This is a genomic window from Priestia endophytica DSM 13796 (assembly GCF_900115845.1).
GTDB classification, from domain to species: Bacteria; Bacillota; Bacilli; order Bacillales; family Bacillaceae_H; genus Bacillus_I; species Bacillus_I endophytica.
Window position 1 is genome coordinate 68,104 of sequence record NZ_FOXX01000013.1, and the last position, 26,631, is coordinate 94,734.

Annotated in this window: 23 protein-coding genes; 10 read left to right on the plus strand and 13 right to left on the minus strand. The window is 36.0% G+C overall.

The window, feature by feature from the left end; genetic code table 11:
• Positions 1-214 precede the first annotated feature (214 nt).
• A complete protein-coding gene (locus tag BM012_RS20105) occupies positions 215-865 on the plus strand; it encodes a lysozyme family protein (protein ID WP_061802550.1) in 651 nt (216 codons plus the stop codon).
• A 30-nt stretch (positions 866-895) separates the two neighbouring features.
• Here the strand turns inward: BM012_RS20105 and BM012_RS20110 are convergent, their stop codons facing one another.
• Together BM012_RS20110 and BM012_RS20115 are read right to left on the minus strand one after the other, a co-directional pair.
• Complete coding sequence (locus tag BM012_RS20110) at positions 896-1,702, minus strand: uroporphyrinogen-III synthase (protein WP_061802549.1); 807 nt, start codon at positions 1,700-1,702, stop codon at positions 896-898.
• A gap of 70 nt (positions 1,703-1,772) precedes the next feature.
• Entirely contained in the window at positions 1,773-2,993 is a 1,221-nt protein-coding gene (locus BM012_RS20115; RefSeq protein WP_061802548.1) for an MFS transporter, read from the minus strand.
• A 477-nt stretch (positions 2,994-3,470) separates the two neighbouring features.
• On the opposite strand from BM012_RS20115, the gene madL reads away from it, so the two are divergent.
• The 3 genes from madL to BM012_RS20130 all read left to right on the plus strand — a co-directional run bounded on the left by madL (position 3,471) and on the right by BM012_RS20130 (position 5,220).
• Entirely contained in the window at positions 3,471-3,848 is a 378-nt protein-coding gene (gene madL / locus BM012_RS20120; protein WP_061802547.1) for a malonate transporter subunit MadL, read from the plus strand.
• A gap of 31 nt (positions 3,849-3,879) precedes the next feature.
• The gene (gene madM / locus BM012_RS20125; protein ID WP_061802546.1) at positions 3,880-4,638 is read left to right on the plus strand and encodes a malonate transporter subunit MadM; all 759 of its coding nucleotides are present in this window, start codon (positions 3,880-3,882) and stop codon (positions 4,636-4,638) included.
• A 183-nt stretch (positions 4,639-4,821) separates the two neighbouring features.
• The gene (locus tag BM012_RS20130; RefSeq protein WP_061802545.1) at positions 4,822-5,220 is read left to right on the plus strand and encodes a Rok-like winged helix domain-containing protein; all 399 of its coding nucleotides are present in this window, start codon (positions 4,822-4,824) and stop codon (positions 5,218-5,220) included.
• Between the two features lie 186 nt (positions 5,221-5,406).
• On the opposite strand, the gene pepF is transcribed toward BM012_RS20130, so the two are convergent.
• The 3 genes from pepF to BM012_RS20145 all read right to left on the minus strand — a co-directional run bounded on the left by pepF (position 5,407) and on the right by BM012_RS20145 (position 8,285).
• On the minus strand, positions 5,407-7,185 hold the full coding sequence (gene pepF / locus BM012_RS20135) for an oligoendopeptidase F (RefSeq protein WP_061802544.1): 1,779 nt from the start codon (positions 7,183-7,185) through the stop codon (positions 5,407-5,409).
• 155 nt (positions 7,186-7,340) lie between these two features.
• Positions 7,341-7,874 (minus strand): DUF420 domain-containing protein, encoded by a 534-nt coding sequence (locus BM012_RS20140; protein WP_061802543.1) that lies wholly within the window; start codon positions 7,872-7,874, stop codon positions 7,341-7,343.
• A gap of 171 nt (positions 7,875-8,045) precedes the next feature.
• The gene (locus BM012_RS20145) at positions 8,046-8,285 is read right to left on the minus strand and encodes a hypothetical protein (RefSeq protein ID WP_061802542.1); all 240 of its coding nucleotides are present in this window, start codon (positions 8,283-8,285) and stop codon (positions 8,046-8,048) included.
• A 218-nt stretch (positions 8,286-8,503) separates the two neighbouring features.
• Between BM012_RS20145 and BM012_RS20150 the strand changes: the two genes are divergently transcribed.
• Positions 8,504-10,192, plus strand: coding sequence for a methyl-accepting chemotaxis protein (locus BM012_RS20150; RefSeq protein ID WP_082802482.1), 1,689 nt, complete (start codon positions 8,504-8,506; stop codon positions 10,190-10,192).
• 43 nt (positions 10,193-10,235) lie between these two features.
• On the opposite strand, the gene BM012_RS20155 is transcribed toward BM012_RS20150, so the two are convergent.
• From BM012_RS20155 to BM012_RS20185, 6 genes are all read right to left on the minus strand, one after another.
• Positions 10,236-11,498 (minus strand): glutamate-5-semialdehyde dehydrogenase, encoded by a 1,263-nt coding sequence (locus BM012_RS20155; protein ID WP_061802540.1) that lies wholly within the window; start codon positions 11,496-11,498, stop codon positions 10,236-10,238.
• Between the two features lie 63 nt (positions 11,499-11,561).
• Entirely contained in the window at positions 11,562-12,686 is a 1,125-nt protein-coding gene (proB, locus tag BM012_RS20160) for a glutamate 5-kinase (RefSeq protein ID WP_061802539.1), read from the minus strand.
• A gap of 48 nt (positions 12,687-12,734) precedes the next feature.
• The gene (gene proC, locus BM012_RS20165; RefSeq protein WP_074842880.1) at positions 12,735-13,577 is read right to left on the minus strand and encodes a pyrroline-5-carboxylate reductase; all 843 of its coding nucleotides are present in this window, start codon (positions 13,575-13,577) and stop codon (positions 12,735-12,737) included.
• A 349-nt stretch (positions 13,578-13,926) separates the two neighbouring features.
• Positions 13,927-14,724, minus strand: coding sequence for a lipid II flippase family protein (locus tag BM012_RS20170; RefSeq protein WP_082802481.1), 798 nt, complete (start codon positions 14,722-14,724; stop codon positions 13,927-13,929).
• A 108-nt stretch (positions 14,725-14,832) separates the two neighbouring features.
• Positions 14,833-15,027 (minus strand): cold-shock protein, encoded by a 195-nt coding sequence (locus BM012_RS20175; RefSeq protein ID WP_019392658.1) that lies wholly within the window; start codon positions 15,025-15,027, stop codon positions 14,833-14,835.
• A gap of 567 nt (positions 15,028-15,594) precedes the next feature.
• On the minus strand, positions 15,595-17,109 hold the full coding sequence (locus BM012_RS20185) for a class I adenylate-forming enzyme family protein (protein ID WP_061802537.1): 1,515 nt from the start codon (positions 17,107-17,109) through the stop codon (positions 15,595-15,597).
• Between the two features lie 690 nt (positions 17,110-17,799).
• On the opposite strand from BM012_RS20185, the gene BM012_RS20190 reads away from it, so the two are divergent.
• Positions 17,800-19,191: a branched-chain amino acid transporter BcaP gene (locus BM012_RS20190; protein ID WP_061802536.1), complete on the plus strand. Its 1,392-nt coding sequence runs from the start codon at positions 17,800-17,802 to the stop codon at positions 19,189-19,191.
• A gap of 60 nt (positions 19,192-19,251) precedes the next feature.
• The gene (locus tag BM012_RS20195; protein WP_061802535.1) at positions 19,252-20,568 is read left to right on the plus strand and encodes an APC family permease; all 1,317 of its coding nucleotides are present in this window, start codon (positions 19,252-19,254) and stop codon (positions 20,566-20,568) included.
• Positions 20,569-20,598: 30 nt separating this feature from the next.
• Here the strand turns inward: BM012_RS20195 and cls are convergent, their stop codons facing one another.
• Positions 20,599-22,095 carry a cardiolipin synthase gene (gene cls, locus BM012_RS20200; protein WP_061802534.1) on the minus strand — a complete coding sequence of 499 codons (1,497 nt, stop codon included), beginning with the start codon at positions 22,093-22,095 and terminating at the stop codon, positions 20,599-20,601.
• A 161-nt stretch (positions 22,096-22,256) separates the two neighbouring features.
• On the opposite strand from cls, the gene BM012_RS20205 reads away from it, so the two are divergent.
• The 3 genes from BM012_RS20205 (at position 22,257) to BM012_RS20215 (ending at position 25,089) form a co-directional block, all read left to right on the plus strand.
• Entirely contained in the window at positions 22,257-22,922 is a 666-nt protein-coding gene (locus BM012_RS20205) for a hypothetical protein (RefSeq protein ID WP_061802533.1), read from the plus strand.
• Positions 22,923-22,988: 66 nt separating this feature from the next.
• Entirely contained in the window at positions 22,989-23,678 is a 690-nt protein-coding gene (locus BM012_RS20210) for a response regulator transcription factor (protein ID WP_061802532.1), read from the plus strand.
• Positions 23,659-25,089: a HAMP domain-containing sensor histidine kinase gene (locus tag BM012_RS20215; RefSeq protein WP_061802531.1), complete on the plus strand. Its 1,431-nt coding sequence runs from the start codon at positions 23,659-23,661 to the stop codon at positions 25,087-25,089. The genes BM012_RS20210 and BM012_RS20215 overlap by 20 nt, the downstream gene beginning before the upstream one ends.
• Positions 25,090-25,668: 579 nt before the next feature.
• Here the strand turns inward: BM012_RS20215 and BM012_RS20220 are convergent.
• Positions 25,669-26,586 carry a M14 family zinc carboxypeptidase gene (locus tag BM012_RS20220; protein WP_235862813.1) on the minus strand — a complete coding sequence of 306 codons (918 nt, stop codon included), beginning with the start codon at positions 26,584-26,586 and terminating at the stop codon, positions 25,669-25,671.
• Positions 26,587-26,631: the final 45 nt, after the last annotated feature.

The window sequence follows — 26,631 nt, forward strand, 5'->3', positions numbered from 1 at the left end:
CCTTTTAATAACATTCTTTCTCTACTATAACAAAAGAAGAAATGAAAAAGAACTATACTATTTCTTACAAAGAAAGAGAGTATGACAAATTTTTCATCATTTCTTCGCTAAAGTAATAAAATTGTAATCTATTTTTGAATGTTTTTGTTTTTAAAATCTTTGAAACTCTTTATAATAGAAATAGAGAGAGAAAAGTTTAAAGGTGGAAAAGGGAATGAAGAAAAAAGGCTGTTTAGGTTGCTTAGGGTTTCTCTTAAGCTTCGGCATTATTTTTTTAATTGCGCTTGTTTTTTTAGTAACGCGCGATGGCGGTACAGATAAATTAATGTCAAAACTTGTTGAAAAGCGACTAACGGAATATCAGCCTCTTGTTGAAAGTGAACTAGAAAAGTACGGTTTAAAAGACTACACACCTCTTCTACTCGGAATTATGTATCAGGAGTCGAACGGACGTGGGAATGACCCAATGCAGTCTTCAGAGTCAAACGGTCTTTCTCGCAATGAAATTGAAGAACCCGAACAAAGCATTGAACAAGGGGTTGCCCATTTTTATGACATGTACAGCTATGCACAGAAAAAAGGCGTTGATTTGGACACAGTTATTCAAAGCTACAATATGGGACCAGGATATATTGACTATGTAGCATCAAACGGGCAAAAACATACAGAAGAGCTTGCTAAAGAGTTCTCTAAAATTCAAGTAGAAAAAAATCCTGACGTGTATAAATGCGGAGGCGATAAAAACAATTTTCGCTATCCTTACTGCTATGGAGACTACACATATTCTGAAAAAGTAAATGAACGAACATTAACAGTAAAAGAATGGATTGGGAATTCTGCAACAGCAGATGCTAATCAAAGCTAAAAAGGTGACATCCTAAGATGCCACCTTTTTTTATTTTTTGTAATGTTCACCAAGTGCGATAATGAGAGCACCCATTCTTTCTTTTTCAGGTACAACAATATTCTCAATTCCCTCTTCTCGACAGGCTTCAGCGGTAATTTTCCCAACTGCCCCAGCAACGATCTCTTTGCCAAAGCATGCTCGTAACCTATCATTCATTCCTATTTCTTTTGCCACATCAAAGAGAGCACGAACTTGGATTGCCGTTGTAAAACATACTGCATCAATTTTACCTTCGATAATCTCTCTACAAAGCATTTCCACAACGCTTTTCTCTTGTGCTATATGTTCATATGGAAGAAGTTCGAGAACAGTAGCTCCCTGTGATTCCAGTGATTGGATAAGGCGAGGCGCTTTTTCGCCATGAAGCTGTACAACTACTTTTTCCCCCTTAAAGCTATATCCTTCTAGAGCACGAATAAGCCCTGCAGTTGTGCCATCTTCATCAACAGCCTTTACTTTGATATGTAATTTTTTTAACGCTGAAAATGTTTTATACCCTCTTGTTCCAATCTTTGCTTCTTTTACTCTATTTAGAAACTCTTCTTTTATTCCTAATTTCTCTGCCATTCCAACAAGCGTTTCCGTTCCCATACCCGTTGTGAAAAGAAACCAATCTGCTCCTTCTTCTATAACGGTACGCAGCGGTTTTTCTATACTTTCTTCTGCTAAAAAAACGGTACCTTGAAGAGATCGAACAAGAGGAATCCCTCCTTGTTTTTCAATAATAGTGCTCATTTCTTCTGTTTTTCTAGACCCTGCGATTACAATTTTTTTCCCTTCTAATCCTTTTCCCATCATATCCCTCTCTTCTCTTTTTTTCTATCTTATCATAGAAAACAACACAAAAAACCTGCATAAAGCAGGTTTATGCAGGCGTCTTTTCTTTTTTAGCTGGTAAGCTAGGCATAACTTTATTATAGCGATAGTTTACAAAACCTGCAGCACAAATACCTACAACCGACAGGCAAGCATCAAATATAAAGATAATGGAGATATGACCAGTTTGCGACATTTTGCCTGTTGCAAGAGGTAAAAGAATTGATGCTAAGCCTGCAGCTGTTGCGACAATACCTGTAACAGTTCCTTTGTTTTTATAGAAAAACTGCGTCATTACTGTAATTGTGAGCTGAAAAACACCAGCAGTTGAGAAACCTAAAAAGAAAGAAGCTACAATAACGACAGGAACAATATGAACGGTTAAAAGAGTGACAACCGCTGCTAGCGTAATAAGTGGATATACTAGTAAAACACGAACAGGTTTTACTACATTTTTCAAAAGAAAAGCAAGAATAAGGACTGAAATGAGAGCTCCGATGCTATAGTAACTTAGAAGCTTAACAGAAGCTGTATCTTGCATTCCAAGCACATTTTGTCCAAAAGTTGGCAACCAAATTTGAGCAACTGTGAAAAGAGCGGTTGATGTAAACCCAATCACAACAAGAGCTGCTCCCTCTTTCCACATATTCGGTTCTTCTTTAAAAACTTCTTCTTCGTTAGAACCCCTCTTCCCTTCCACAACCATTTTATGATGATTTGGAAACGGAACAAAAAATAAAAAGAGCATATTAACAAAATAAATGAGAGCTGGAATAAAAAATGCATATCCGTAAAAAAGATCCCGATTGACAAAAAAAGCAATCATATATGGAAGAAGAGCTGCTCCAATGGAAATAAAGGCTTTTACAAGAACGCTTGCTGAACCAGGAGATTTTGGAAACACTTCAATAAGAGCAGGATACGTACCTGCATCCATAGCAGAATTTGCAATCCCTGCTAAAATAGCAAATATAAAAGCTATTTGATATGTAGGCGAAAGTGGAATCGCAACTAAAAAGACAGCCATTAATAAGCTTGATGTAATAATAAGCGGTTTTCTTCCAAATTTATCAGATAAAACGCCTGATATCCAGTAAGATAAAAGCTTTCCTATTCCAATAGCTGAGATAATATAACTAATTCCTGCGCCATCTGTATTAAGCTGACGCGTTAGAAAAGTCATATTGGAAGCTAACATAATGTTAACCATTCCAAGCAAAAAGTAGTTCACATACATTCCAAAAGCTGCATTCATATAACTTTTTTTCATAGTACACTCCCCTAAATTAATAAATGTACAAAAAAATAAACCTCCTTTATAAAATTAACTTCTATTATTCTAAAAACAACGCACATTTTAAAGCTGTAACGTATAGAATAAGTATGGGTGAAGATAGTTTAAAGAATGATTATCAATGTTAAGAATCTGCCCATTATGGCAGGTTTTTAACATGATAACATTCTTCTTTACATAAATAAAGAAGATGTTACAGAATTAAGCAAAGCTTTTTAGAACCCTTTCATGTTCCAAATATCCTCTTATAAAAGATACTTTATCTTCTCTTAGGACATCCTCTGTCGAAATATAATTAAAATATTTTTCTCAATCCCCTTGAAGTTGACTTAATTTTCAATTAATTTATAGTTATGTGTTTTCTCTTACAATGTCATATCATAAATTGAGAAGTTGCTTCTTTTGCCAAACTTTTTTAAAAGCGCTTTCATATTAATAACAAGGGGGAGAAAAATGGTCATTTACGGTGTTGCCATTCTTGCGATTAGTATGCTTATTGGTGTTTCAGCCGGAGAGCTTATTGGAACTCTTATCGGAATTGATTCTAACATTGGTGGAGTCGGGCTTTCTATGATAATTTTAATTGTTGCGGTTAACTCCCTATCAAAAAAAGGAAGGTTGAAAAAGCCCTCTCAAGATGGAATCGCATTTTGGAGTGCTATTTATATTCCTATTGTGGTAGCAATGGCAGCTCAGCAAAATGTTGTAGCAGCTATTAAAGGAGGTCCATTGGCTGTTTTAGCAGGAGTGCTCGCTGTTTTGATTAGTTTTGCCGCTGTTCCAATCCTAAGTAAAAGTAATAAACCTAAAAAAGAAAACGCTTCCAAATAGGGGCGTTCTAAGATAAGGAGCTGAACTATGGATGGATAGTATTAAAAATGTATTAATTGAAAACAGCCTTGTTACAGCTTTCGCCCTCATTGGCCTTACAATGTACTTATCTTACTTCATATCCACAAAGCTCACACGTGGGAAACTTCATGGCTCTGCTATTGCCATTATGCTTGGTCTTCTTCTTGCCTATTATGGAGGAACTGTAACAGGAGGAGAAAAAGGACTTGCTGATATAAGTATTTTTGCTGGGATTGGCATAATGGGTGGTGGCATGCTGCGCGATCTTGCTATTATTTCGACAGCTTTTGGCGTGAATTTTAATCAAGTTAAAAGCGCAGGTGCTATTGGGTTCCTTTCTTTATTTATTGGCATTTTCCTTTCCTTCTTTATTGGTGTCATTGTTGCTCTTTCATTTGGGTATTCAAATGCCGTAGACATTACAACAATTGGCGCTGGAACAGCTACTTATATCGTTGGTCCTGTAACAGGATCAGCACTTGGAGCAAGCTCTGAAGTTATTACACTCAGCATTGCAGCAGGGCTTATAAAATCTATGCTAACAATGATTTTCACTCCATTTGCAGCTAAATTTATAGGACTTAATAATCCTCGTTCTGCGATGATTTTTGGTGGACTTATGGGAACAACAAGTGGTACAGCAGCAGGGCTTGCAGCAACAGATCCAAAACTTGTTCCTTATGGAGCAATGACCGCTACATTTTATACAGGACTAGGCTGCTTATTGTGTCCATCTCTTTTATACTTTATTATTCAACTTACTTTTTAACTTTTTGTTGATAATACTCAATAAAAGTAAGAACGCTTTCTTATAAAAAGAGAGCGTTTTTGCTTTTTTATATAAAAAGACTCCCCTTCAAACTCTCTGTTATGAAATTGTACATAAAATACATTTATTTTATACACAATTTTTCTCATAAATGTTACAATGATGAAACGGAGGGATTTTAACATGACTCGCGAAAGGACTATATTGTTAAAAAAACTTGAAAAGCTAAACCAGTATGAGCAAAATGTGTTGGAAGAAATTCAAGAAGAGCGAAACGCATTAAAAAAGAGACTAAAAGATTTAGACTACATTGAAGGCCGCCATTTTGTGCCTTCACACGTAACCATTAACAGAACCTCTCATAAAAAAATGGAGGCTTATTACGAGGCTACACAATTATTAAAGAACAACCCTGAAAAAGTATTTTTAGCTAAAGAAATTACGGCACATGTTGAACAAGAAACAGGATATAAAATTTCACAATTTGCTTACTTTTATAAAAAGTTGCAAGAAATTGATCCAAATATTACGCGGATTCGACGTGGGTGCTACGGCTATAAATCTGAAAAAAGCACTTGGTAGTAGCTCGTATACATATTCTTACATAACAAACATGTATAAACACCGTCTCTTTTGCTCATGAAAGAAAGAGAGGAAATATAGTCCTCTCTTTCTTTCTGCTATACGTTCTACCCCCTACAACCTCCGATTTTTCTTCATCACTAATTCTTCGCTCAAAAAAACAGAGGTCTACAGACCTCTGTTTTTTTATTCCTTTGAAAACTCTTTTACAAGACCACTAAATACATTTAGCGCATTGCGAATTGGCTCTCCCTCTTCTAAATCAACGCCTGTTCTTTTTAGCAAGTTAAGCGGATAATCAGAGCTCCCGCTTTTTAAAAACTCTAGGTAGTTGTTTTTCGTTTCTTCATCGCCTTTAAGAAGACGGTCTGCAATATGAATGGCTGATGCGTAGCCTGTTGCATACTTGTAAACATAGAATGGACGGTAAAAGTGAGGAATACGGCTCCATCCGTATTTCACTTCATCTCCAAGCTCTAAACTTTCTCCGTGATAGCTTCCAAAAAGCTCTTCATATACTTCATTAAAAGCTGAAGCATTAAGAGGTTCTTCTTTTTCTGCTTTCTCGTGCACAATTTTCTCGAATTCAGCAAACATAACTTGAGTAAAAAATGTTCCTTTAAACTGATCAATAAAATGGTGAAGTAAGTAACGTCGCTTCTTATCATCTTTTTCATGATCAATAAGGTGGTGCATAAGCAAGACTTCATTCACAGTTGAAGCTACTTCCGCTACAAAAATAGAATATCCTGCTGTTATATGTGGCTGATGTTTATTTGAATAATAGCTGTGCATAGCATGGCCCATTTCATGCGTTAATGTAAACAAACTATCTAAGTCATTGCGGTGGTTTAGAAGAACGTAAGGATGAACTCCATATACTCCAATATTGTAAGCTCCAGACCGTTTCCCTGGTGTTTCATGAACGTCAATAACACCTGCAACCTTCATTTCTTTTAATTGACTTACATAGTCTTCTCCAAGCGGACTTAACGCTTTTAACATCATTTCGTATGCTTCGTCATATGAAATATCGTACTTTACTCCTTCTACAAGTGGCACTCCTAAATCATACGGACGAAGCTCGTTTACGTTCAAAATCTTTTTCCGCTCTTTTGTGTAAGCATGCAAGGCTTCTTTTCCTTCATGTGCTGCTTGAATGAGCGTCTCATATACTTCTTTTGGTACTTTGTCGCCAAAGAGCGCTTTTTCTAAAGCAGATGGATAGTTTCTTAGCTTTGTCAATTTGACGTTGTTTTTCACCGCAGCTGAAAGTGTTGAACCAATAGTATTATGAAGACCTATATATGGTTCATAATAAGCTTCATACGCTTCTTTTCTTTTTTCTCGATCGGAACTTTTGCTTAACAATGCATATTTTCCGCGTGTTAGACGCTCTTTTTCTCCTTGATCATTTGTAATATATCCGAACGTAATGTCTGCATTATTGATCATCCCATACGTATTGCGAGGAGCTTGCAGTGCCTCTCCCATTTCAGAAAGAAGCGCCTCTTGCTCTGCAGATAACACGTGTTCTTTATATCGATACGTATCAAATAAATCTTCTTCAAAATATTGAAGTCCTTCTTCTTGCTTAATATAAGTAGAAAGTGTTTGCTCATCTAAACTAAGAAGAAAAGGCGTAAAGAAAGATGTAGCGCTGCTTAATTTTACGCCAAGCTGCTGCACTTTTGAAAGCCTTGCTTGTGAATCGGCAACTCTTGTATCTTCATCATGAGAAAGCATTGCATAAACATAAAGCTTACTATATTTTTGAGAGATTTCTTCTCCTTTTGTTAAGTATGTTAAAAGTTCTTTTGCATTTGTAATATTTCCTTGATAGCGTTTGATATCATCAATACGAGTGGAAACTTCTTCATAGCTCTTTTTCCATGCTTCTTCAGAAGAAAAAATATGTTCTTTTTTCCATTTCTCGCTTTCTGGAATGCTTTTTGTTTCTACCATAACAACACTCTCCTTATGTATGTATTCTTCTATTTTACGTTTTTTTGGAAAAGAAAAAAAGAATACTGCTTCTTAGTTTATGCATTACTTCCTTTACCATATCCTTAAAGAAAGATAAAAAAACACGAAAAACCTTCGTTTTTCGTGTTTTCATCTTAATAATAAGGAGAAATCATTAAATATACAATAACTCCTGTAAGACTTACATAAAGCCAAAGTGGCATTGTCCATCTTGCAATTTTCTTATGACGCTCATCTTGTCTGCTCAATCCACGTAGAAGTGTAATAAGAGCAAGCGGGACGATAGCGGCTGAAAGCGTAATATGAGTAATAAGAATAAAGAAATAGACGTACTTAATAAATCCTTCTGCTGGAAAGTGCGTGTTTGGAGCAATAGCGTGATACGTAACATATGAAATTAAGAACAGAAACGTTGTTGTAAAGGCCGCAAAAATAAAGCGTTTGTGCGCCGTAATGTTTCGCTGCTTAATCATAAAAAGAGCTGAAAGCAAAAAGATAAATGTAAAACTATTTAACACAGCATTTAACAATGGTAAGAAGGTAACATCGAGATGACTAAACTGCTCAAGCTTTGGCATAAAGAAAAGAAGAGCAATAAGTCCGTTAATGACGATTGTCAGCGTCACAACAATCCCAGTATAATTTTTTTGACTCTGTGTGGGTTTCATTCCTGTAACTCCTTTAAAATAGTGTGCTTCTCAAATATCGTATTGAATAAAATGACAAGTGTCAACAAATAGCCTTGAACGTTTTAAAATCCTTCACAATTTTTCCTTTTCTCTCCCTTTCTCCTCTTTATTCTATACACTTTTTCTCTTTTCATAGAAAAAGCTTATGACTTAAGAATAAGCCATAAGCTTTTGCGATTTATAACTGTTGCGACTTATAATAATCTTCCGATAAAGCGCGATTACTTTTCGATTTTCTGCTTCCCACTTCTCATTCTCTATTGGTGGAACAAAGTAATTTTTTCTCATGTATGTGAGCAGATGTGATAGTTTTAAAAACTTGATAGCATGTGTTGTCTTTAAAAGAAGCACTTCTTCATACTGTTTGTTAATCATTGAAAGAGATAACAAATAATCTCTCCTTTTTATTTTGCCTTAACATCTATTTTAACGCTTAACAACGCTTCATGCAACAAGCAAGGAAAAGATTGGTTATAGATATATATATAAATCATCTGAAAAATAGTAATAAACAACCTTATTTTTTTAAAAATATACCCCCTTAAATACTCTTTAACCTTCAAAAACACCTACTTTTGTACGATAAAAAAAGAAAAGGGGTTTTAAAAGTGTTAAAGTTAAAGCTGGGGACGAAAATTAATCTTTTAGTTTTTTGTATTGTATTTATACTTTGTAGTTTGATTGGCACTGTATTTTTCCACATTATTACCGATGATATAAAAGAAATTGCTACACAAAAAGCCCAAGCAGATTTAAAAATTAGCTATTCTTATATAAGCAGTCGTTATAAAGGTGAATGGACTCTAAAGAAAGATGGGTTATATAAAGGAAAAACTCGAATGAATGGAAATTACGCCATTGTTGATCAAATTGGAAATCTAACAGGAGATACTGTAACACTTTTCGAAAAAGAGGTTCCTGTTACATCTAACGTTATGACTAACGGAAAGCGGGCAATTGGTACGAAGCTTGATCCTAAAGTAGCGAAAACGATTTTCGAAGACAAAAGACGTTTTTATGGAGAAGCAGACATTGTTGGCGTTCCTTATCAGACTGCATATATGCCTATTCGAGCTAAGAATGGAGATATTATTGGTATTTTTTACGTTGGAGCAAATCAAGATATGATCAAAGAAACAACTCGATCATTTTTTCTTCTTTTCACATGTACTGTTCTCATTATTTTAATCTTATCAGGTATTGCCACTTACCTTTTTACTAATAAAATGAAAAAGCGTCTGAATAAACTTTCTGCTGCTTTTGAAAAAGCTGGAGATGGAGATTTAACAGTAGAATTACAAGATACAGCACATGATGAGCTAACAGTGCTTGCTGATAGTTTTAATAAAATGAAAGAAAATTTACATACAATGATTAGAAAGATTTCGCGCACGTCTGAGCAAGTCGCTTCCTCTTCTGAACAGCTAAAAAATGGAGCACAGGAAGCAAATGAAGCAACTGTTAAAATTACTGAATCTATTCAACTTGTTGCTCATGCTTCTGAAAACCAAATGGCAAGCATGATGGAAAGTGAACAAGCTCTTGAAAACGTTACAGTAGGAATTCAGAAAATTGCAGAGGGTTCTAAAATGATGGCAACGAAAGGAAAACTAACAAATGAACTTGTTTCAGAAGGACGCAACCTAATTGAGTCTTCTTCCTTTCAAATGAAGACAATTGAAGAATCGGTTTTACAAAGCAAACAGGCTATTCAGCTTTTAAATAGACGATCAAAAGAGATTGAAGAAATTTCTGCCTTTATTACAGATGTTGCGAACCAAACGAACCTGCTTGCTTTAAATGCTTCTATTGAAGCGGCAAGGGCTGGAGAGCATGGTAGAGGTTTTGCAGTTGTTGCTGAGGAGGTTCGCAAATTAGCAGAACAATCTCAGCAGTCTGCTGCTCAAATTTCAAATTTTATTAAAGAAATTCAAAAAGAAATTGTGGCTACCGCTCAATCCATTCATCATGTAAAAGAAGATGTCCAAAATGGATTAACGCTTGTTAGAAAAACAGAAGATACATTCCGAGAAATTACGTCTTTCACAACAAAGCTTGAGCAAACAATCACCAAATCTGTCTCTATTACAGAACATATGACATCTCATACGCAGGAAGTAACGGCAACGGCTTCCTCAATCACAGAGGTTGCAAAGGAAAATGCAGATCATGTTCAAAGTGTTGCAGCTCTAACAGAGGAACAGCTTGCTTCAATGGATGAAATTAACGCTTCTGCTCATTCTCTTTCAAAAGTAGCGACAAATCTTCAAAAACTTGTTACACATTTTAAAATATAAGAAAAACCACCCTATCTGGAGGGTGGTTTTTCCTTTATTAACATTAACGAATTTGTCCTGTACCGTTCATCACATATTTTACGGTTGTAAGAGCCGGAAGACCCATTGGACCGCGCGCATGTAACTTCTGCGTCGAAATCCCAATTTCTGCTCCAAATCCGAGCGCTCCACCGTCTGTAAATCTTGTTGAAGCATTATGGTAAAGAGCTGCAGCATCTACGAGCGTTGTAAATTTGTTCGCTGCTTCTGCATTTTCAGTAATAATCGCTTCCGAATGTTTTGTACCGTATTTTTCAATATGCTCAATCGCTTCATCAATGTTACTTACGACTTTAATAGCAAGATCTAAACTTAAATATTCTTCTTTCCAGTCTTTCTCCTCTGCTTTATATCCATCGTTAAAAACAGCAAGCGCTTTGTCATCTCCATGAACCGTAATCCCTGCGTCAGAAAGAGCTTTTTTCAGCTCCTCTTGATAACTTTGCAACCATTCTTCATGGAGGATGAGTGTTTCTGCTGCGTTACATACAGCAGGACGATCTGTTTTAGCATTAATGATAATATTTAAAGCTTTTTTAACGTCTGCATCATGATCAACGTAGAGATGACAATTTCCTATTCCTGTCTCTAGCACCGGAACGCTTGCATTGTTCACAACAGTATTAATAAGTGAAGCTCCTCCACGTGGAATAAGTACATCAATTTCATCTTTCATCGTAAAAAGTTCGCTCGTTGCTTCTCGGTTTGCGGTTGAAATAAATTGTACAGCATCACGTGGAATTTTTGTTTGATCTAGAGCCTCATGAATTACATCTACAATAGCTCCATTAGAATGAAGAGCTGATGAGCCCCCTTTTAAAATAATGGCATTTCCTGATTTTAAAGCAAGACCTGTTGCATCAACCGTTACGTTTGGTCTTGCTTCATAAATCATCCCAATAACACCAAGTGGTACACGAACTGTTTTAACACCGAGACCGTTATCAAGTGTCCAGCTTGAGAGTTCTTCTCCAACAGGATCGTCGAGCTTGGCGACATTTCTAAGTCCCTCCGCAAACTCATGAACTCTTTCTTTTGAAAGAGCTAAACGATCCATAAAAGCTTCCTCAAAGTTTTGCTCGCGTCCTTTCTGTAAGTCACGCTCATTTGCCTCTAAAATCTTTTCATAATTTTCTTCAAGATGTTGAGCTAACGTTAGCAATGCTCTGTTCTTTTCATCTGTTGTCAATAAACAGAGCGTTTTTGCTGCCTTTTTTGCTTTTTTCCCTTGTTCTTTTACGTTTGATACTTCTTTTGTTAACGTCATGTGTAAAGTAATGCCTCCTAGTTTTTTATTTCATAGAATAATCGAACTATATTTACAGCTAAGCTATATTTTAATTGGCGTTATTACTTCTTTATGACAAACTAAGTCTTCAAACTTTACAGCCGCTTCTTTTGCTTCAAGAGCTTCAAGATCTCGACAAAGCGTTAAATCCTCAGAAGAGTAGTTTACAATGCCAAGACCAATCGCTTCTCCACTCAAATCATTAATGCGTACAACACTTTTGCTTTGAAATGTACCTTCAACGCTATAAACATGTGTAGGAAGTAAGCTTTCAGAGTTTTCCAAAATCTCTTTCTTCCCTTGTTCATCAACGGTAATTTCTCCTTCAGGACCTGAATTAAAAGCAATCCATTGTTCCTTATGATTTAAGTTTGGTGCTCCTTCTGCACATGTAAAATACGTTCCTTTTGCTTTATTTTGTACAGCATCGTCCAAAATGTTTGAAACTCCTGCCTTGCCAAGGAAAGTTGGAATACCGGAAGCATTTGCAATCTTAACTGCCTCAATTTTAGATTTCATACCTCCGGTTCCAACACTGCTACCTGAACCACCAGCAGCTGCTTCAATTTCTGGTGTGATTTTATCAACGGTGCGTAAAAGCTTAGCATCTTGGTTGTTATGTGGATTGTCGTCATAAAGTCCGTCAATGTCGGAAAGAATGATGAGTAAATCTGCATTAACAAGACCTGCTACTTTAGCTGATAGCGTATCGTTGTCACCGAATTTTAAGCGATCAACTGTTACCGTATCGTTTTCGTTTACGATTGGTACAATTCCACGCTCAAGCAAGATACTTGTTGTGTTACGCACGTTATTATAGCGAGCTTCGTCTGAGAAATCGTTTCTCGTAATTAAAATTTGTGACGTAACATAACCGTGTGATAGAAAAAGCTCTGAATAAGCTTCCATCAATAATCCTTGCCCTATTGATGCGGCTGCTTGTTTTTCAGGTAAAGAACTTGGACGTTCAAGACATCCGAGCTTGCGATAACCCGCCGCAACTGCTCCAGATGAAACAAGCAATACTTCATGTCCCTGATCTTTTAATTGCACAACTTGGTCAACTAATTTTTCTAATTTTCTTCTGCTTATTTCTCCATGTCTACTTGTTAGTGAACTGCTTCCAATTTTTATGACAACCCGTTTTACGGTGTCTAATGACATCATCTCACTCCTGTTTTATAGCTGGTTTCAATTTTTATTTTTAATTTACTTTTACTGAGTGACTATTTTTTTATTTAAATTAGCACTGATTTCTTCTGAACGCTGTGCTGCACCTTTAATGGCTTCTGAAATTGCTTCTCCGCCACCGTGTTTTTCAAGCGCTGCAAGTCCAGCTGCTGTCGTTCCGTTTGGTGACGTTACTTTCTTGCGTAAATCAGCAGGTGTATCCTCTTGCTCCATCATCATTTTTGCTGCGCCAAGAATTGTTTGAGAGCCAATTTGACGTGCTATTTCTTCATCAAGACCAGCTTCTTTCGCTGTTTTCTCAATATGCTCCATCAAATAGTAGAAGTACGCAGGACCACTTCCAGCAATTCCTGTAAAGATGTCCATTTTATCTTCTTCAATTACATAAACTTCGCCAATGCAAGCTAGAAGCTTTTTCGCTAATATTACTTTATCCATCGACGTGTGCTTTCCTGGTGAAAGTGCTGTTGCCGATTCTCTTAACATGCTTGATGTATTCGGCATAACGCGAATAACTTGTTGGTCTTCATTTAAATTTTCTTCCATATATGAAGTTGGTATACCCGCTAATACAGATAAGATAACCTGCTCTTTTGTTACTTTATCTTTAATAGATGAAAGAGCCTCATCGATATCTTTTGGTTTCATTGCTAAGATAAAAAAATCTACCGAGCTAAAATCCAATTCTTCACGTTTCATTGCACGAATTCCATATTTATTTCTTAGCTGTTGTAATCTCTCTTCATTGCTTTTATTTGTCGCAATAATTTGTTCAGCAGGAATTAACTCTGCTTCTACAATGCCAGAAATCATTGCTTCTGCCATTGAACCTGCTCCTAAAAAAGCAACTTTTTGATTACTAATCAAAATATCCTCTCCTTTAAAATGTACTGCTGTTGTTTGTGCCAACAACGTAATTAATCGTAACATGGTCATATTCTATGTCAAGGTTGAAACGCCTATAAGACAAGCTTTTTAGTATTTTGGAAGCGCATACAAAACAGATTTTAGAACACGCTGTAACACTTGTCATTCGTGGGATAGATGAGGAAACTACCTTGGTAAATCCAAGAAACTTTTAAAAATAATAAAAAAATTATCTTTTCCTCATTTGTCAATAGCTTTTTGACAAATAAATATTTTTTCTGTCGTTTTTTTACAAAAAGAGCAACTTGGCCATTGCTCTTTTGTAAAAAGTAGAAGCTATCTTCCAAAATTATAAGACGCCAATAAGTTTACTTATATAAGTAATAAGAACAGCTGCTGGAAGAAAGAAGATTTGAGACACTAGCGTCCCTATTAAACGTGAAATCATAAGAAATATATATGTTCTTGTCATTGCAGAAGATCCCGTGTCCTCAATGAGTGCACGCTCTGTCAAAAGTGCTATGTGTAGATCGAGACATAGCGTAAATAAAATTGTGGCTACTCCGTTAATAATTCCAGCTGACATAATAGATGTTGCACTATGAGCAGGATCGAGAATTGAAGCATATAAAGCTGAAAGAACTCCGGTTGTATAAACAGAGGTTACGAAAATATTTGTGAGCATCATTCGCTTTGGAATCCCTCCAATGCGAAGTCTTTGCATAACCGTTATTCTTGGCTTTCTTATGTATGAAGGAACATAACGTAATTTTTTAATATTTGTGAGCGTCATTAAATTCATTAGTGATCCCTCTATCTCAAAACGCTTAATAAGCAGAGGAGAAAGTTTCGCCATTGTTGGATAAGCAACTATACTAATGAGTGTTCCAATGGAAGCACTCAATAAGATAAGACGAAAGGAAAGAACAATACTTCCTTCCATGCCTTCATCAACGCTATCTACCATATTCCCTAAAAGCATAGACTGAGACAAATTCGATGTTCTTGCGATAAGTAAAACAGCACTTGCAATGGAAAGAGATACGGCAATTTTTTTTAACTTGACTCCTCCAAATCGAATGCTATAGCACGATGTTTCTACAAAGTGAATAACTCCTGTTAAAACCATGATGAGGACTACTATCATAATTGACCAACCTTTTTACCATATTTTTAAAATAGACGTTAATATCTGGTAGAAAGTTGCTCTTTTATCAGAAACAATAAAAAACCAGCCAATTTGGCTGGTTTTTTATTATGAAAGCGTTGGATTATCGACAACTTGAAGGATTTCTACTCCCGACTTCATTTCACTTTCACAAAGCGGGCATGTCGGCGTCTCACTGCTTTTAAAATTATCTCGCACCCAGCAGTTACAATCTTCGGAAACACAGTTCCAAACTTTCGTTTCTGCTGTCACAATTTCAGGGACTTCCTTTTTATTATACATGCGCTCACTCCTTGGTCTTGAAATGGATTCTTTTCCTTTTCATAGCCTTTCCAAAAAAGGCGAAGTTAAGCCCTCAAAATGTATTAAAGAAAGATTTCACAAAGAAAATTGTGGATACTAACCCTTTATTATATGCGATGAATTTTCTTTTCATTCAACTTATGATCGAGAGTAACTTCCCAAAACTAGAAACAATGAAAGCCCTACCTCTCTTTCATGCTTACGGCTCCTAGGCCGTGCCTGCTACGAACAAAGTCTTGAGTTTCTTTTTAGTCGGATTAAATTACTCGTCGCATGTGAGATGTTCATATTCTCGCTATTAGAAAAAGATTTCTTATAGCTTTGTTTCTTCTCACTTTTTAGATATAATGTTCCAGTTATATTTAACGTAGTCATACGATTATTTACCCTCGAATATTTAATAGTGTGTTTAAGCTCCGTTTCTCTTATTAAAAAGAGAAATAAACATGTATTAAACTGCTTAAAAAAGAGTCAGTAATATATAAATATACACCTATAAATCAATTAAGTCAACAAAAAAACGAGCATTTCTGCTCGATTTTTTTGTTAAGCATATTGTTTGCGGTCACGCAGTACGTTTTTCAATACTTTCCCTACAGGGTTTTTCGGAAGGCTCTCTACAAACTCAACCGCTGGAATTTTGTAGTCAGACAAGCGTCCTTTACAATAAGAAAGAACGTCTTCTTCGCTAAGTGGTGAACCTGGTTGTTTAACAATGAAAGCTTTTGGCACTTCACCAAATGTTTCATCTTTCATCCCAACAACGGCCGCTTCTCGAACTCCTTTAATTGATGTTAATACTTCCTCAACTCCATCTGGATAGATGTTTTCGCCTCCGTATACAATCACATCTTTATAGCGTCCCATAATATATAAGAACCCATCTTCATCAATCATTCCAGCGTCTCCCATTAGGAACCAGCCGTCTTCAAATGCTTTTTCAGTTGCTTCTTCATTTCCCCAGTAGCCTTCGAAAACATAAGGGCTTCGAATTAAAATTTCTCCAACTTGCCCCTTCTCTAGAGGTTCATGTGTATCCTTATCAACAATTTTAATCTCAATGTCGTCTACTGGAAGACCAGCAGAATCTGCTTTTTCTCGTCCCATACTTGGTACATATCTTGTTAACACAAATGCTTCTGTACTTCCATAACCAGAAAGAAGCGGTACATCGATTTCTTTATATTTATCAAATAAAGAAGATGGTACCTTTGTTCCTCCTGTTTGAAGCTGTTTAAGAGATGACGCATCATAATTTCCTTTATGATACTCTTCAATCATATGATTATAAACATATGGAAAAGCCATCATTGAATTGATTTTTTGATCTTGAATAACTTCCCAAATTTGTTTTGGCTCAGATTTCATAGAGCAAACAACTGTCATCCCCATAAAGACGGCTCCAAATACGCTGATAAGAGAGCTCATATGGAAAAGTGGATGAACTGCAAGAAAACGAGCTCCTTCACCTGTATTTTTCCATTTTGACACATCGCCACTTTCGAAATAACTTGTATATGTTTTATGAACAATTTCACAAATTTTAGGTTTTCCTGTTGTTCCTGAGGTGAATAAGAAAAGAGCTGGATCTTCTGGATTCACCACAATATTTGGTTCATCAGTTGAATAATTTTTTAAAAATTGTTGGAATCCTTCTAAGCTTTCATCTTGAGCCATTACAGATTTAAAAATAACATTTCCCTTTTCTTCAATAAGAGGGGCCATCACACTTGCAAATTTCTCATCATAAAGCACAAGTTTAGCTTGGGCAGAATCAATTACATTTTCCATTTCTGAGGTTGTGGACTCACTGTTTGTTGGAATAGCAATAGCTCCTACTTTAAATGATGCAAAAAGGGCTACAGGATAAAATAGGGTATTTTCAAGAAGTAGAGCAACTCTGTCTCCTTTTTGTACCCCTTTTTCTTTCATATAATGAGCAAGTCTGTTTACTTCTTCATTGTATTGTTTAAATGTATAACGATGTTTTCGGTCTACTAAACCTTCAAAGTTTGGTGTTTCAATAGATCTTTCTACTAAGTAAGAATGAATAGTCTTCATAGCTTTACACACTCCTAAGCTAATGATTTTGTTTTTTATCTTTTGTTCACCTTATTAACTTTATCATAAAGTAAATTCTTTATAAAGTGTTGTAGATCAAAAAAGGACAAAGGACTTAGGAACGGAAAATTCCAGAAAAATAATCCGCCTCTTTTAGAATGCGGATTGTAAGCATTTTTATGTTTTTTTTAAAATGGAAACTATTCTCTTTTTAACAAACAGTCGTTCTATTATATAGAAACATTTATTGATGAAAAACATGACAAATTCCCTATTCTAAAATAGAGATTTTCCACACCAGATTCATTTTCAGTTCTTTTTCTAGTATAAAAATAAAATTTGTTGTAAATCAAAAAAAGGATCTTTTCTCTTTTCTCCTCTCGAAATCGTTTAATGCATATATTCATCCATGTTAGGTAATGTTGAAAAATAGATACAAATTTGTAGCTGTCTCGTGGATTTTCAAAACCGATTCTTTCATATAGAAAAAAGAACACATCCCAGAAAATTATATAAGAAAAGATTCTTTCATTATAAGATCCGTTTATTGTTTCTTTTTACCGCCCAAAACCTTTCATACTCTGTTCTAAAACCTTCTCTTGACGCTAATACAAAACGACAATATACTACATAAAGCAATTCATGTTTCAAAAAGACAATTTCATATCGAAGAAAGGGTGATTTTTATTTATGAATAGTATCTTTCGGAAGAAAACGATAGAAGCTCTTTTAGCTCAAAGCACACAAAAAGATTTAAAAAGAACACTTAGCGTGTTAGACCTTATCTTCCTTGGCGTTGGCTGTGTAATTGGCACAGGCATCTTTGTTATTACAGGTGTTGTGGCAGCAACAAGCGCTGGTCCTGCTCTTATTTTATCTTTTGTTATTGCTGGAATCGCTTGTGCTCTTGCAGCCTTCTGCTACGCAGAGTTTTCTTCTTCCGTTCCTGTCTCAGGGAGTGTGTATACTTATACATACGCTACACTTGGCGAGTTTTTCGCTTTCTTAATTGGATGGGACTTGATGCTCGAGTATGTACTTGCAATGGCGGCTGTTTCTACGGGATGGTCCTCTTATTTTCAATCTTTCCTAACAGGCTTTGGTCTCCATTTTCCGACAGCGCTTGGATCTGCTCCTTTAAGCGGGCAAGGAGGAATTGTAAACTTACCTGCTGTGATCATTATTCTTTTAATTACAGCTCTTGTTAGCTATGGAGTAAAGGAAAGCGTTCGATTTAACAACGTAATGGTAATTTTAAAAATCGTTGTGATTTTAGCTTTTATTGTGACTGGAATTGGGTATGTTAAACCTGAAAACTGGTCTCCCTTTATGCCTTTTGGAATTAGCGGAGTCATCACAAGTGCTGCAACCGTCTTTTTTGCTTACCTCGGATTTGATGCAATTGCAACAGCATCTGAAGAAGTAAAGCGTCCACAGCGTGATATGCCAATTGGTATTATTGGATCTCTTATTGTATGTACAGTGTTATATATTGCTGTATCTGCAGTCTTAACAGGAATTGTTCCATACACAAAGCTTAATGTAGATGCTCCTGTCTCATTTGCTCTTTCCTTTGTTGGACAAGACAAGATTGCCGGTTTTATTTCCGTTGGCGCTGTTATTGGAATGGTTACCGTTATTTTAGCTCTTATTTATGCACAAGTTCGTTTGTCATTTGTAATGAGTCGTGATGGTCTTCTGCCGAAGTCTTTATCACGCTTAAATAAAAAACGTCAAACCCCATTTTTAAATACGTGGATTACAGGATTTATTGGTGCAGGAATTGCTGGTTTTCTTGATTTAACAACGCTTGCCCATCTTGTTAATATGGGAACACTCGCTGCATTTACGCTTGTTTCTATTGCTATTATCATTTTGCGCAAGAAATTTCCAGATGTTAAGTCTACGTTTCGCGTTCCATTCGTTCCAGTTGTTCCTCTATTAAGCGCCCTATTTTGTATTTATTTATCACTAAGCTTACCGGGAATTACTTGGATTTCATTTATCATTTGGATTGCTGTTGGAGCTGTTGTTTACTTCTTATACGGAAAACAACATAGCAATTTAAACGTCAAATCATAATTTTCAAACTGGAGAACGCTTTTTCTTTCGAAAAGCGTTCTCTTCCTTAGGAGTGCATCTATGAATTCACAAAATCAAGAATTAAAAAAAGAAGTTGGTTTATTTTTCGCATTATCTATTGTTGTTGGTACGATTATTGGCTCTGGTGTATTTATGAAGCCAGGCACTGTTTTAACATATTCAGGCAGTGCAAATATGGCTCTACTCGCCTGGTTTCTTGGCGGAATTTTAACACTTGCGGGCGGCTTAACCGTTGCTGAAATTGGCTCACAAATCCCAAAGACAGGTGGTTTATATACATATATTGAAGAAGTATACGGTGAACTTTGGGGCTTTTTATGTGGATGGGTTCAAACTGTTGTTTATGGTCCTGCTGTTATCGGAGCGCTTGGATTGTATTTTGGTTCCTTGCTTACAAATCTTTTTTCATGGAATTCAGCATTAGAAAGTGTTGTTGGAGTTATAACAGTTATTTTTTTATGTATTATAAATATTGTTGGTACAAAATATGGCGGCTTTGTTCAAACGCTCACAACAGTCGGAAAATTAGTTCCTATCGTATTTATTATCGTTTTTGGACTATGGAAAGGCAACGAAAATATTGGTTCAACTGTTGACAGCGCGCTTACGGATATGAACTTAGGAGCTGCCATTTTAGCTACGCTTTTTGCTTATGATGGGTGGATTCTCCTTGCTTCAATGGGAGGAGAAATGAAAAACCCCGCAAAACTTCTACCACGAGCAATGACGGCTGGCCTTCTTATTGTGACCGCGTGTTACCTTTTTGTGAACATTGCACTTCTTCATGTGTTACCAGCTACAGAGATTGTAAAGCTTGGTGAAAATGCAACAGGCACGGCAGCTACGATGCTTTTTGGAGATATCGGAGGAAAAATCATTAGTATCGGCATTATCGTTTCGATTTTTGGATGTTTGAATGGAAAAATTTTAACGTTCCCGCGTGTAACATTTGCAATGGCAGAACGTGGACAGCTTCCATTTTCGAAAAGTATAGCTAAAATTCATCCTTCCTTTCAAACTCCTTGGATTTCCGTTCTATTGCAGATGATTTTAGCTTCTATCGTCATGTTTGCTAGCAATCCAGATAAGCTATCAGATCTTGCTGTTTTTACTATTTATATGTTTTATATGCTCGCTTTCTTCGCTGTTTTTATACTGCGGAAAAAGAATAAGAAGAAACGGGAATATAGCGTACCTCTTTATCCTATATTACCAATCATTGCAATTATAGGTTCGCTTTTTGTATTAATTAGTACTCTTATGACAAAACCTTTATCATGTCTGCTTTCTATTGGTGTCACTATTATTGGGCTTCCGATATACTACGCTATCAAGAAAAAAAGGCAAAGAATATAAAAAAAGAAAGAGGAGCTCCTCTTTCTTTTTTTATAATACCGGAGAAAACAAACGCGCAAATGATTCCTTCAATCGTTCTAAAAAAGAGCGATGTCTATACTCTTGTTTTTCTGCTTTATGGCTATCCTTGATATCTTCATAAAAATTGTGAATAAGCTGTTGAATTGTTTTACTATGAAGTAAAAAGACGTTGATTTCAAAATTAAGCTGAAGACTTCTAATATCTACATTTGCTGTTCCAACAGAGGCAATTTTATCATCAACAATAAGAATTTTATGATGCATAAATCCTTTTTCATATTGATATATATTTATATTTTCGTTTAACATCTCTCCAAAATAAGAGTTTGTTCCATACTGAGTTAAAAAACCATCATTTTTACGCGGCACCATAATTTTAATATCTACTCCACGAGCAGCCGCAATTTTCAGGGCCGTACGAATATCCTTGTTTGGGACAAAATATGGAGTTGCAATAATAATAGACTCCTTTGCTGATGTTACCATTGCATGATACAAATCACTCATTACACTTTGACTTGAATCAGGACCGCTTGTTACAACTTGTATGCCACCATCCCCGTTTTGTAATTCTTTTGCTTTATACTTAGAAAATGGAAGCTCTTCCCCTGTTATATAAAACCAATCTGATAAAAAAGCAGCTTGAAGAGTTTGCACAATCTCTCCTTTTACTTTCAGATGGGTATCACGCCAAAAGGAAAATCTCTTTCCTTCTCCTATATACTCATCTCCAATATTCATTCCGCCTACAAATCCTACTTTCCCGTCAATTACAATGATTTTACGATGATTTCGAAAATTAAGCTTTTGGTTAAAAAAACTTCGACGAAGCGGTAAGAAGCGATGTACACGCACACCAAATTCTCTCATTCTTTTAATCGTCCTCTTTGAAAGAGAACTGCCGATAAAGTCGTGATAAACAAGTACTTCACACCCGTTTTTAGCTTTTTCACAAAGAATGTCGATAATACTCATCCCAACTTTGTCATCTCTCAACGTATAGTATCCAAGGTGAATATACTCCTGAGCTTTTCTTAGCTCTTCTCGAATAGCTGGAAAAGTCTCATCTCCATTTTTCAATACTTCTGTTTGAGAGTAGCAGCTTAGAGGGTGTTGACTTAGCGTTTCCACTAAATCTGCAAACGATTTTTCTTTTTCATTGAATCCTTGTGACAGCTCAGACGGTCTGCAGTGAATCATTTTCTTCATCATCTCAATATGTTTTTCTCGCTTTCTTTTAAACAAATGCCCTTTTACTTCAAGCTGTCCAGAATAAATGAAAAAAACATATCCTACAAGAGGGAAAAAGATAATAGCATACATCCAAAGGAGCGTTTTGTAAGGAGAACGATTTTCAAGCATGATCCCTCCACAAATGGAAAGCACAATAATTATGTAGAGGAGACCAAATACAATTTTTGTATTTAACGAATAGTTTGTTACCACTACAACTATAAAAGAAATGATCATGCCTAGAAAAAATAAAAACTGTCGAATTTTTTTCATATTTTTCTTCCTCTCTATAAACGCCACTTCGTACTGTTACCATAGCCTAATCTGCACTTTTTCAAACTGAGAGAATATGACTTTTTAGCTTAGGACATCTTCCTGACATATTTCTAAGATAAAGTAAAAGAAACGCTTACGAGAAATAAGGAGGAATTAACATGACATCAGTATGGAACGAATCACTTGAAAAGCATTCAAACAAACATCGTTATGATCAAGAAACGCTAATTCAGGACCCTGTCCATTCTCATATACAAGCTTTTTTAGAAAGATGGAAAAGAAACAGAGCTAAAAAAGATCAAGCTCTTTTACAGCATGCACGAGTTAAAAGACTAATGAGACAGGCTAAAAAACTTGGTATATCAACAGAAAAGCGAACATTTACCCAAATCCGCAATCAGATTCGTCACAAACATCTATATCAAAAAGCACAAAAAGCCGGTATTGAAACAACCGGAAAAAGCAAAAATGGAATTTCTCATCGTCTTTATGCTCTTCATTTAGAAACGGAAGCACAAAAATTAGGAATCTCGCCTGAAAATCTAGATTTTCTAACTCTTTCAAAATTAGTACGTCAACAAATGATCCTACAAGAAGCGAGTGAACTTCGTATTTCAGTAGAAGAAAAACCATTAGAAACGCTAGAAGAAGAAATTCGATGTCAAAAAATAAAGCGTGCAGCTACTCTCCTTGATATAAATGTTGAAAATAAAAACGAACGTGAGCTTTTAAAAGAAATTGTAAGAAAGCATCCACATAAATTAAAAGAGCTTGATTTATTTCCTAGAAGTTGTGCGCGAGTCTTTTTTCCATATCATGAATAAGTAAAGCTATTCTCAATCTTTACTTATTCGCTATAATAGAAGTAGACTTTCAAGGAAGTGAGAAACATGCAAAAAATTTTAATTGTAGAAGATGAACAAACAATAAGCCGAATTCTTTCCGTTTATTTAAAGAAATCCGGCTACAGTATTGAACAAGCCTTCACAGGGCAAGAAGCTTTTGATAAATTTGACGAGCAAATCTTTCAGCTCGTTTTACTAGACGTTATGCTCCCTGATTATGATGGATGGCACATTTTAAAAGAAATACGCGCCAAAAGTGCTACACCTGTCATTATGTTAACAGCGCTAAGCGATGTTCAATATCGTCTATCAGGTCTTAAAGGCGGTGCAGACGATTATATTTCAAAACCTTTCGTAGCTGATGAAGTGGTTGCAAGAGTTCAAGCCGTTTTACGTCGCTCTGTTGGTACGCTTAATAGCGAAGACAGCCAATACTTTGGTAATTTAAAACTAGACTTTAAATCACATACGGTAACTTTAAATGGAGTCTCTGTTGAACTAACGAGAAGAGATTTATCTTTACTTTTTTTCCTTGCTCAACATCCGAACCAAACATTCACAAGAGATCAGCTTATTGATCAAGTATGGGGGATAGATTATGAAGGAAGTGACAGAGCCGTTGATTTATCTGTTAAGCGGCTTCGCCGGGCATTAGAAAACTGGAACACTGATGAAGGAGAAATTAAGACACTACGAGGATTGGGGTATCAATTTTGTGTATACACAACAAGCTAAACGCTCATCGCTTCTTCGCTATTGGACAACTCGTTATGCTTTAACACTTGTTATTGGTCTTGCTATTATCCTCATTGTGAGCGTTCTGTGGATTCGTCATTCAACACTTGAAAATAATTTAAATCTAAACAAATATATGGCAGAAGAAATTGCCGATCGGATGGAAAATAGCATTGCAAATGATAGCGGTGGCCCTCTGAAAATCTTTCCTAATATTTTGGAGGATCGCAGCAAAATTCTTAATTCCAAAAAAGAACCTTCTCTTTACATTGTCAATGAAAATGGAAAAGTTATTTTCTCAAACGTTCGTTCACCTGGGGTTATAAATAGCTTTGTGTCATCGTCTTTTTTTAGCAGCAAAGATACGGTAAAAAAGTTTCGTCTTGATTCTCCTCCATACGATATCTATGTTGTAAAATCAGCTATTGAAATGGAAAATGGAGAAAAAGGATGGGTTCTTGTTGTTCAGCCTGAAAAAGAATTAACCGAAGTTCACCAAGAATATAGTCTTTTACTTATTATGATTATTAGCCTTGGACTTCTAGGCTGGGGGGCTATTTACTTTTTATCACGAAAGTTAACCTCCCCTATTCAAGACGTTTCAAAGGCAGCCAAACGTATTGAAGCAGGACTTTATGACGTAAATTTATCTGAAAACGTACCACAGCAGGAAATGTATGAGCTTATTCATTCTTTTAAAGAAATGGCACAAAAGCTTGAACGTCTTGAGTCTTTGCGTGCTGAACTTCTTGCAGGTGTAACTCATGAATTAAAAACGCCCGTCACTTCGATAAGCGGTCTTCTTCAAGCTGTTAAAGATGATGTTGTAACAGGAGAAGAAGCAAAAGAGTTTCTAGACATTTCTGTAAAGGAAACAAGCAAACTTCAAAACATGATTGGAGATTTGTTAGACTTTAATGCTTTTACAGCTCAGGCTATTCCTATTAACATTGAAACTCACGATGCGCTTGACTTAGTTAAAGAAATCACGTATCAATGGCATCTTGCGCAAGGAAATGAAGCTCTTTCATATGATATCAATGCAACCAACAAATCTATACTTGTTGATGTAGATCCGATGCGCTTTCAACAAATTATGACCAATCTTTTAAACAATGCTAAACATGCGATGAAGGAAAGCGGTCATATTACAATAGAGTGTTCAGAAAGCTTAACACAACTGCTTATTACGGTTACAAATAACGGACCTCCTATTTCTGAAGAAGAACAACCTTTTATATTTGATCGATTTTTTAGAGGTGAAAAGAAAAAATATGAAGTCCGTGGATTAGGGCTTGGTCTTCCCTTTAGTCAAATGTTAGCACGAGCTATGAACGGAGACTTATTTTTACAATCTTCCTCTAATGAAGGAACATCGTTTACAATCACACTCCCTCTTCATACAGATTAATTTCAAAAAAGCCATGATTCTCATCATGGCTTTTTTTACGATTATGTTTTATTTTTATTTTTTGTCTTACTTTCTTTTTTTAGAATGTGATAATACGTGAATCCTAAAAGAATAACACCCGAAATGCTGCAAATATATTGAATAATTCTCATCGTATCCATTTTTTACACCTACCTCTATTAATAGTAATTAGAATGTTCGATTTTCTCTCTTTTATACAAAAGAGGATGATAGAGGAATGTGTTCAATTAACGATAAGTAATAAGAAAAGTACTTTTTATTTTTCTACAAATTAATAATCTGTCCGTAAAAGTATAGCTAAAGGAAAAGAAAAAGCGAAGTGATGATACTGAACGTTTTAAAAGCTACAAGTAATTAAAGAGTAGTATTTTAGGGGGTACTAATAGACACAGAAGCGTATTTATTCAAGATGTGAAGTTCCTTGGAGTTCATCCCACCTTTAAAAATGAAAGAGGTTGGGTGCCTAAAAGACGACCAACCTCTTTTATTTTCTCTTTCTTTTGAGCTCCCCACTACTGCAGTCTTGGGGATTCTTGGGTTATCCACTTATCGCTGCAGTTATTTACTTTCTTGAAGCTCCGTCTCTACAGTATGTTGTTCCGGCAGGGAATCCCAGATGCTTGTATCCGCCGTTTCAATAGAACGGTTAGCTACCGCTTCTATGGCAGCCAACATAGCTACTTCCCCTTGTTTAATTAAATACTCCCTATCTTTTTGTTCTAAGATAGCAGATCTATTTGGCGAATCAGAAAGTCCTCTATTTTCAAAAAGAAGGGTTGGAATGTCGTAATGCGCTGCAAAGTTATTTCTGGCAATGGAGGTCGACGTGCTATCACTATGATAGCGTGCTAAATTACTGTACTTCTTTGGTTCTATTGCTTTATACACAACAGCTCCTAGTTTTTTTGAACTTTCGAGAACTTCATCCTTTACGCCGTCATTTGTCGGGTAAAGCATCGCACCGGAAACAAGCTCTCCATCATCAGTAGCCCGATTCGCAATTTGATGGTGAAAATCAATGGCATAATCAACGTCATACTGTTGAAGTACATTTTCATGCAATGCCTTTGTTTCCGGTTGGGATAATGAATTATGGGTCCGGTTTAAATTAATACCATTCGCGTTATTACGAGTCTGCAGCCCCCCTCTATACAAATGAGAACTATCCCAATCCACATCCCCTTCTGCGCCATCAAGGTTTAAACGTGGTACAATGAGAATATTTACCTTATCAATCAAGCCTCTCACTTTCTTGCTATCAGTTGATAACTGACGAATCACTCTAATCGCAGATTCCGTCACTAATGGTTCATTACCATGCTGTTGGGTTAAAAATAATATGGTTGGTTTATTTGGGTCATCTAGATTATCCCCTATTTTCACAAGATGAAGTTTACGTCCTTTTACGGATTCACCAATTACTTCTACATTAACGTATTCTGATTTTCGATCAACGTTCTCTAGAAATCTAGACATCTCGTCGTAATTTGTTAAACTCTCGATTCTTAAAAGTTCAGGATG

What these genes read in the sequence shown, in the direction of transcription:
- BM012_RS20210 (WP_061802532.1), top strand. Translation starts at nt 22,989, where the DNA reads ATGCAAAAAATTTTAATTGTAGAAGATGAACAAACAATAAGCCGAATT.
- proB (WP_061802539.1), bottom strand. Translation starts at nt 12,686, where the DNA reads ATGATGTCATTAGACACCGTAAAACGGGTTGTCATAAAAATTGGAAGC.
- cls (WP_061802534.1), bottom strand. Translation starts at nt 22,095, where the DNA reads ATGAAAAAAATTCGACAGTTTTTATTTTTTCTAGGCATGATCATTTCT.
- BM012_RS20205 (WP_061802533.1), top strand. Translation starts at nt 22,257, where the DNA reads ATGACATCAGTATGGAACGAATCACTTGAAAAGCATTCAAACAAACAT.
- BM012_RS20110 (WP_061802549.1), bottom strand. Translation starts at nt 1,702, where the DNA reads ATGGGAAAAGGATTAGAAGGGAAAAAAATTGTAATCGCAGGGTCTAGA.
- BM012_RS20190 (WP_061802536.1), top strand. Translation starts at nt 17,800, where the DNA reads ATGAATAGTATCTTTCGGAAGAAAACGATAGAAGCTCTTTTAGCTCAA.
- BM012_RS20220 (WP_235862813.1), bottom strand. Translation starts at nt 26,586, where the DNA reads ATGTCTAGATTTCTAGAGAACGTTGATCGAAAATCAGAATACGTTAAT.
- BM012_RS20140 (WP_061802543.1), bottom strand. Translation starts at nt 7,874, where the DNA reads ATGAAACCCACACAGAGTCAAAAAAATTATACTGGGATTGTTGTGACG.
- BM012_RS20155 (WP_061802540.1), bottom strand. Translation starts at nt 11,498, where the DNA reads ATGACGTTAACAAAAGAAGTATCAAACGTAAAAGAACAAGGGAAAAAA.
- pepF (WP_061802544.1), bottom strand. Translation starts at nt 7,185, where the DNA reads ATGGTAGAAACAAAAAGCATTCCAGAAAGCGAGAAATGGAAAAAAGAA.
- BM012_RS20105 (WP_061802550.1), top strand. Translation starts at nt 215, where the DNA reads ATGAAGAAAAAAGGCTGTTTAGGTTGCTTAGGGTTTCTCTTAAGCTTC.
- BM012_RS20175 (WP_019392658.1), bottom strand. Translation starts at nt 15,027, where the DNA reads ATGTATAATAAAAAGGAAGTCCCTGAAATTGTGACAGCAGAAACGAAA.
- BM012_RS20185 (WP_061802537.1), bottom strand. Translation starts at nt 17,109, where the DNA reads ATGAAGACTATTCATTCTTACTTAGTAGAAAGATCTATTGAAACACCA.
- BM012_RS20130 (WP_061802545.1), top strand. Translation starts at nt 4,822, where the DNA reads ATGACTCGCGAAAGGACTATATTGTTAAAAAAACTTGAAAAGCTAAAC.
- BM012_RS20115 (WP_061802548.1), bottom strand. Translation starts at nt 2,993, where the DNA reads ATGAAAAAAAGTTATATGAATGCAGCTTTTGGAATGTATGTGAACTAC.
- BM012_RS20170 (WP_082802481.1), bottom strand. Translation starts at nt 14,724, where the DNA reads ATGATAGTAGTCCTCATCATGGTTTTAACAGGAGTTATTCACTTTGTA.
- BM012_RS20195 (WP_061802535.1), top strand. Translation starts at nt 19,252, where the DNA reads ATGAATTCACAAAATCAAGAATTAAAAAAAGAAGTTGGTTTATTTTTC.
- madL (WP_061802547.1), top strand. Translation starts at nt 3,471, where the DNA reads ATGGTCATTTACGGTGTTGCCATTCTTGCGATTAGTATGCTTATTGGT.
- madM (WP_061802546.1), top strand. Translation starts at nt 3,880, where the DNA reads ATGGATAGTATTAAAAATGTATTAATTGAAAACAGCCTTGTTACAGCT.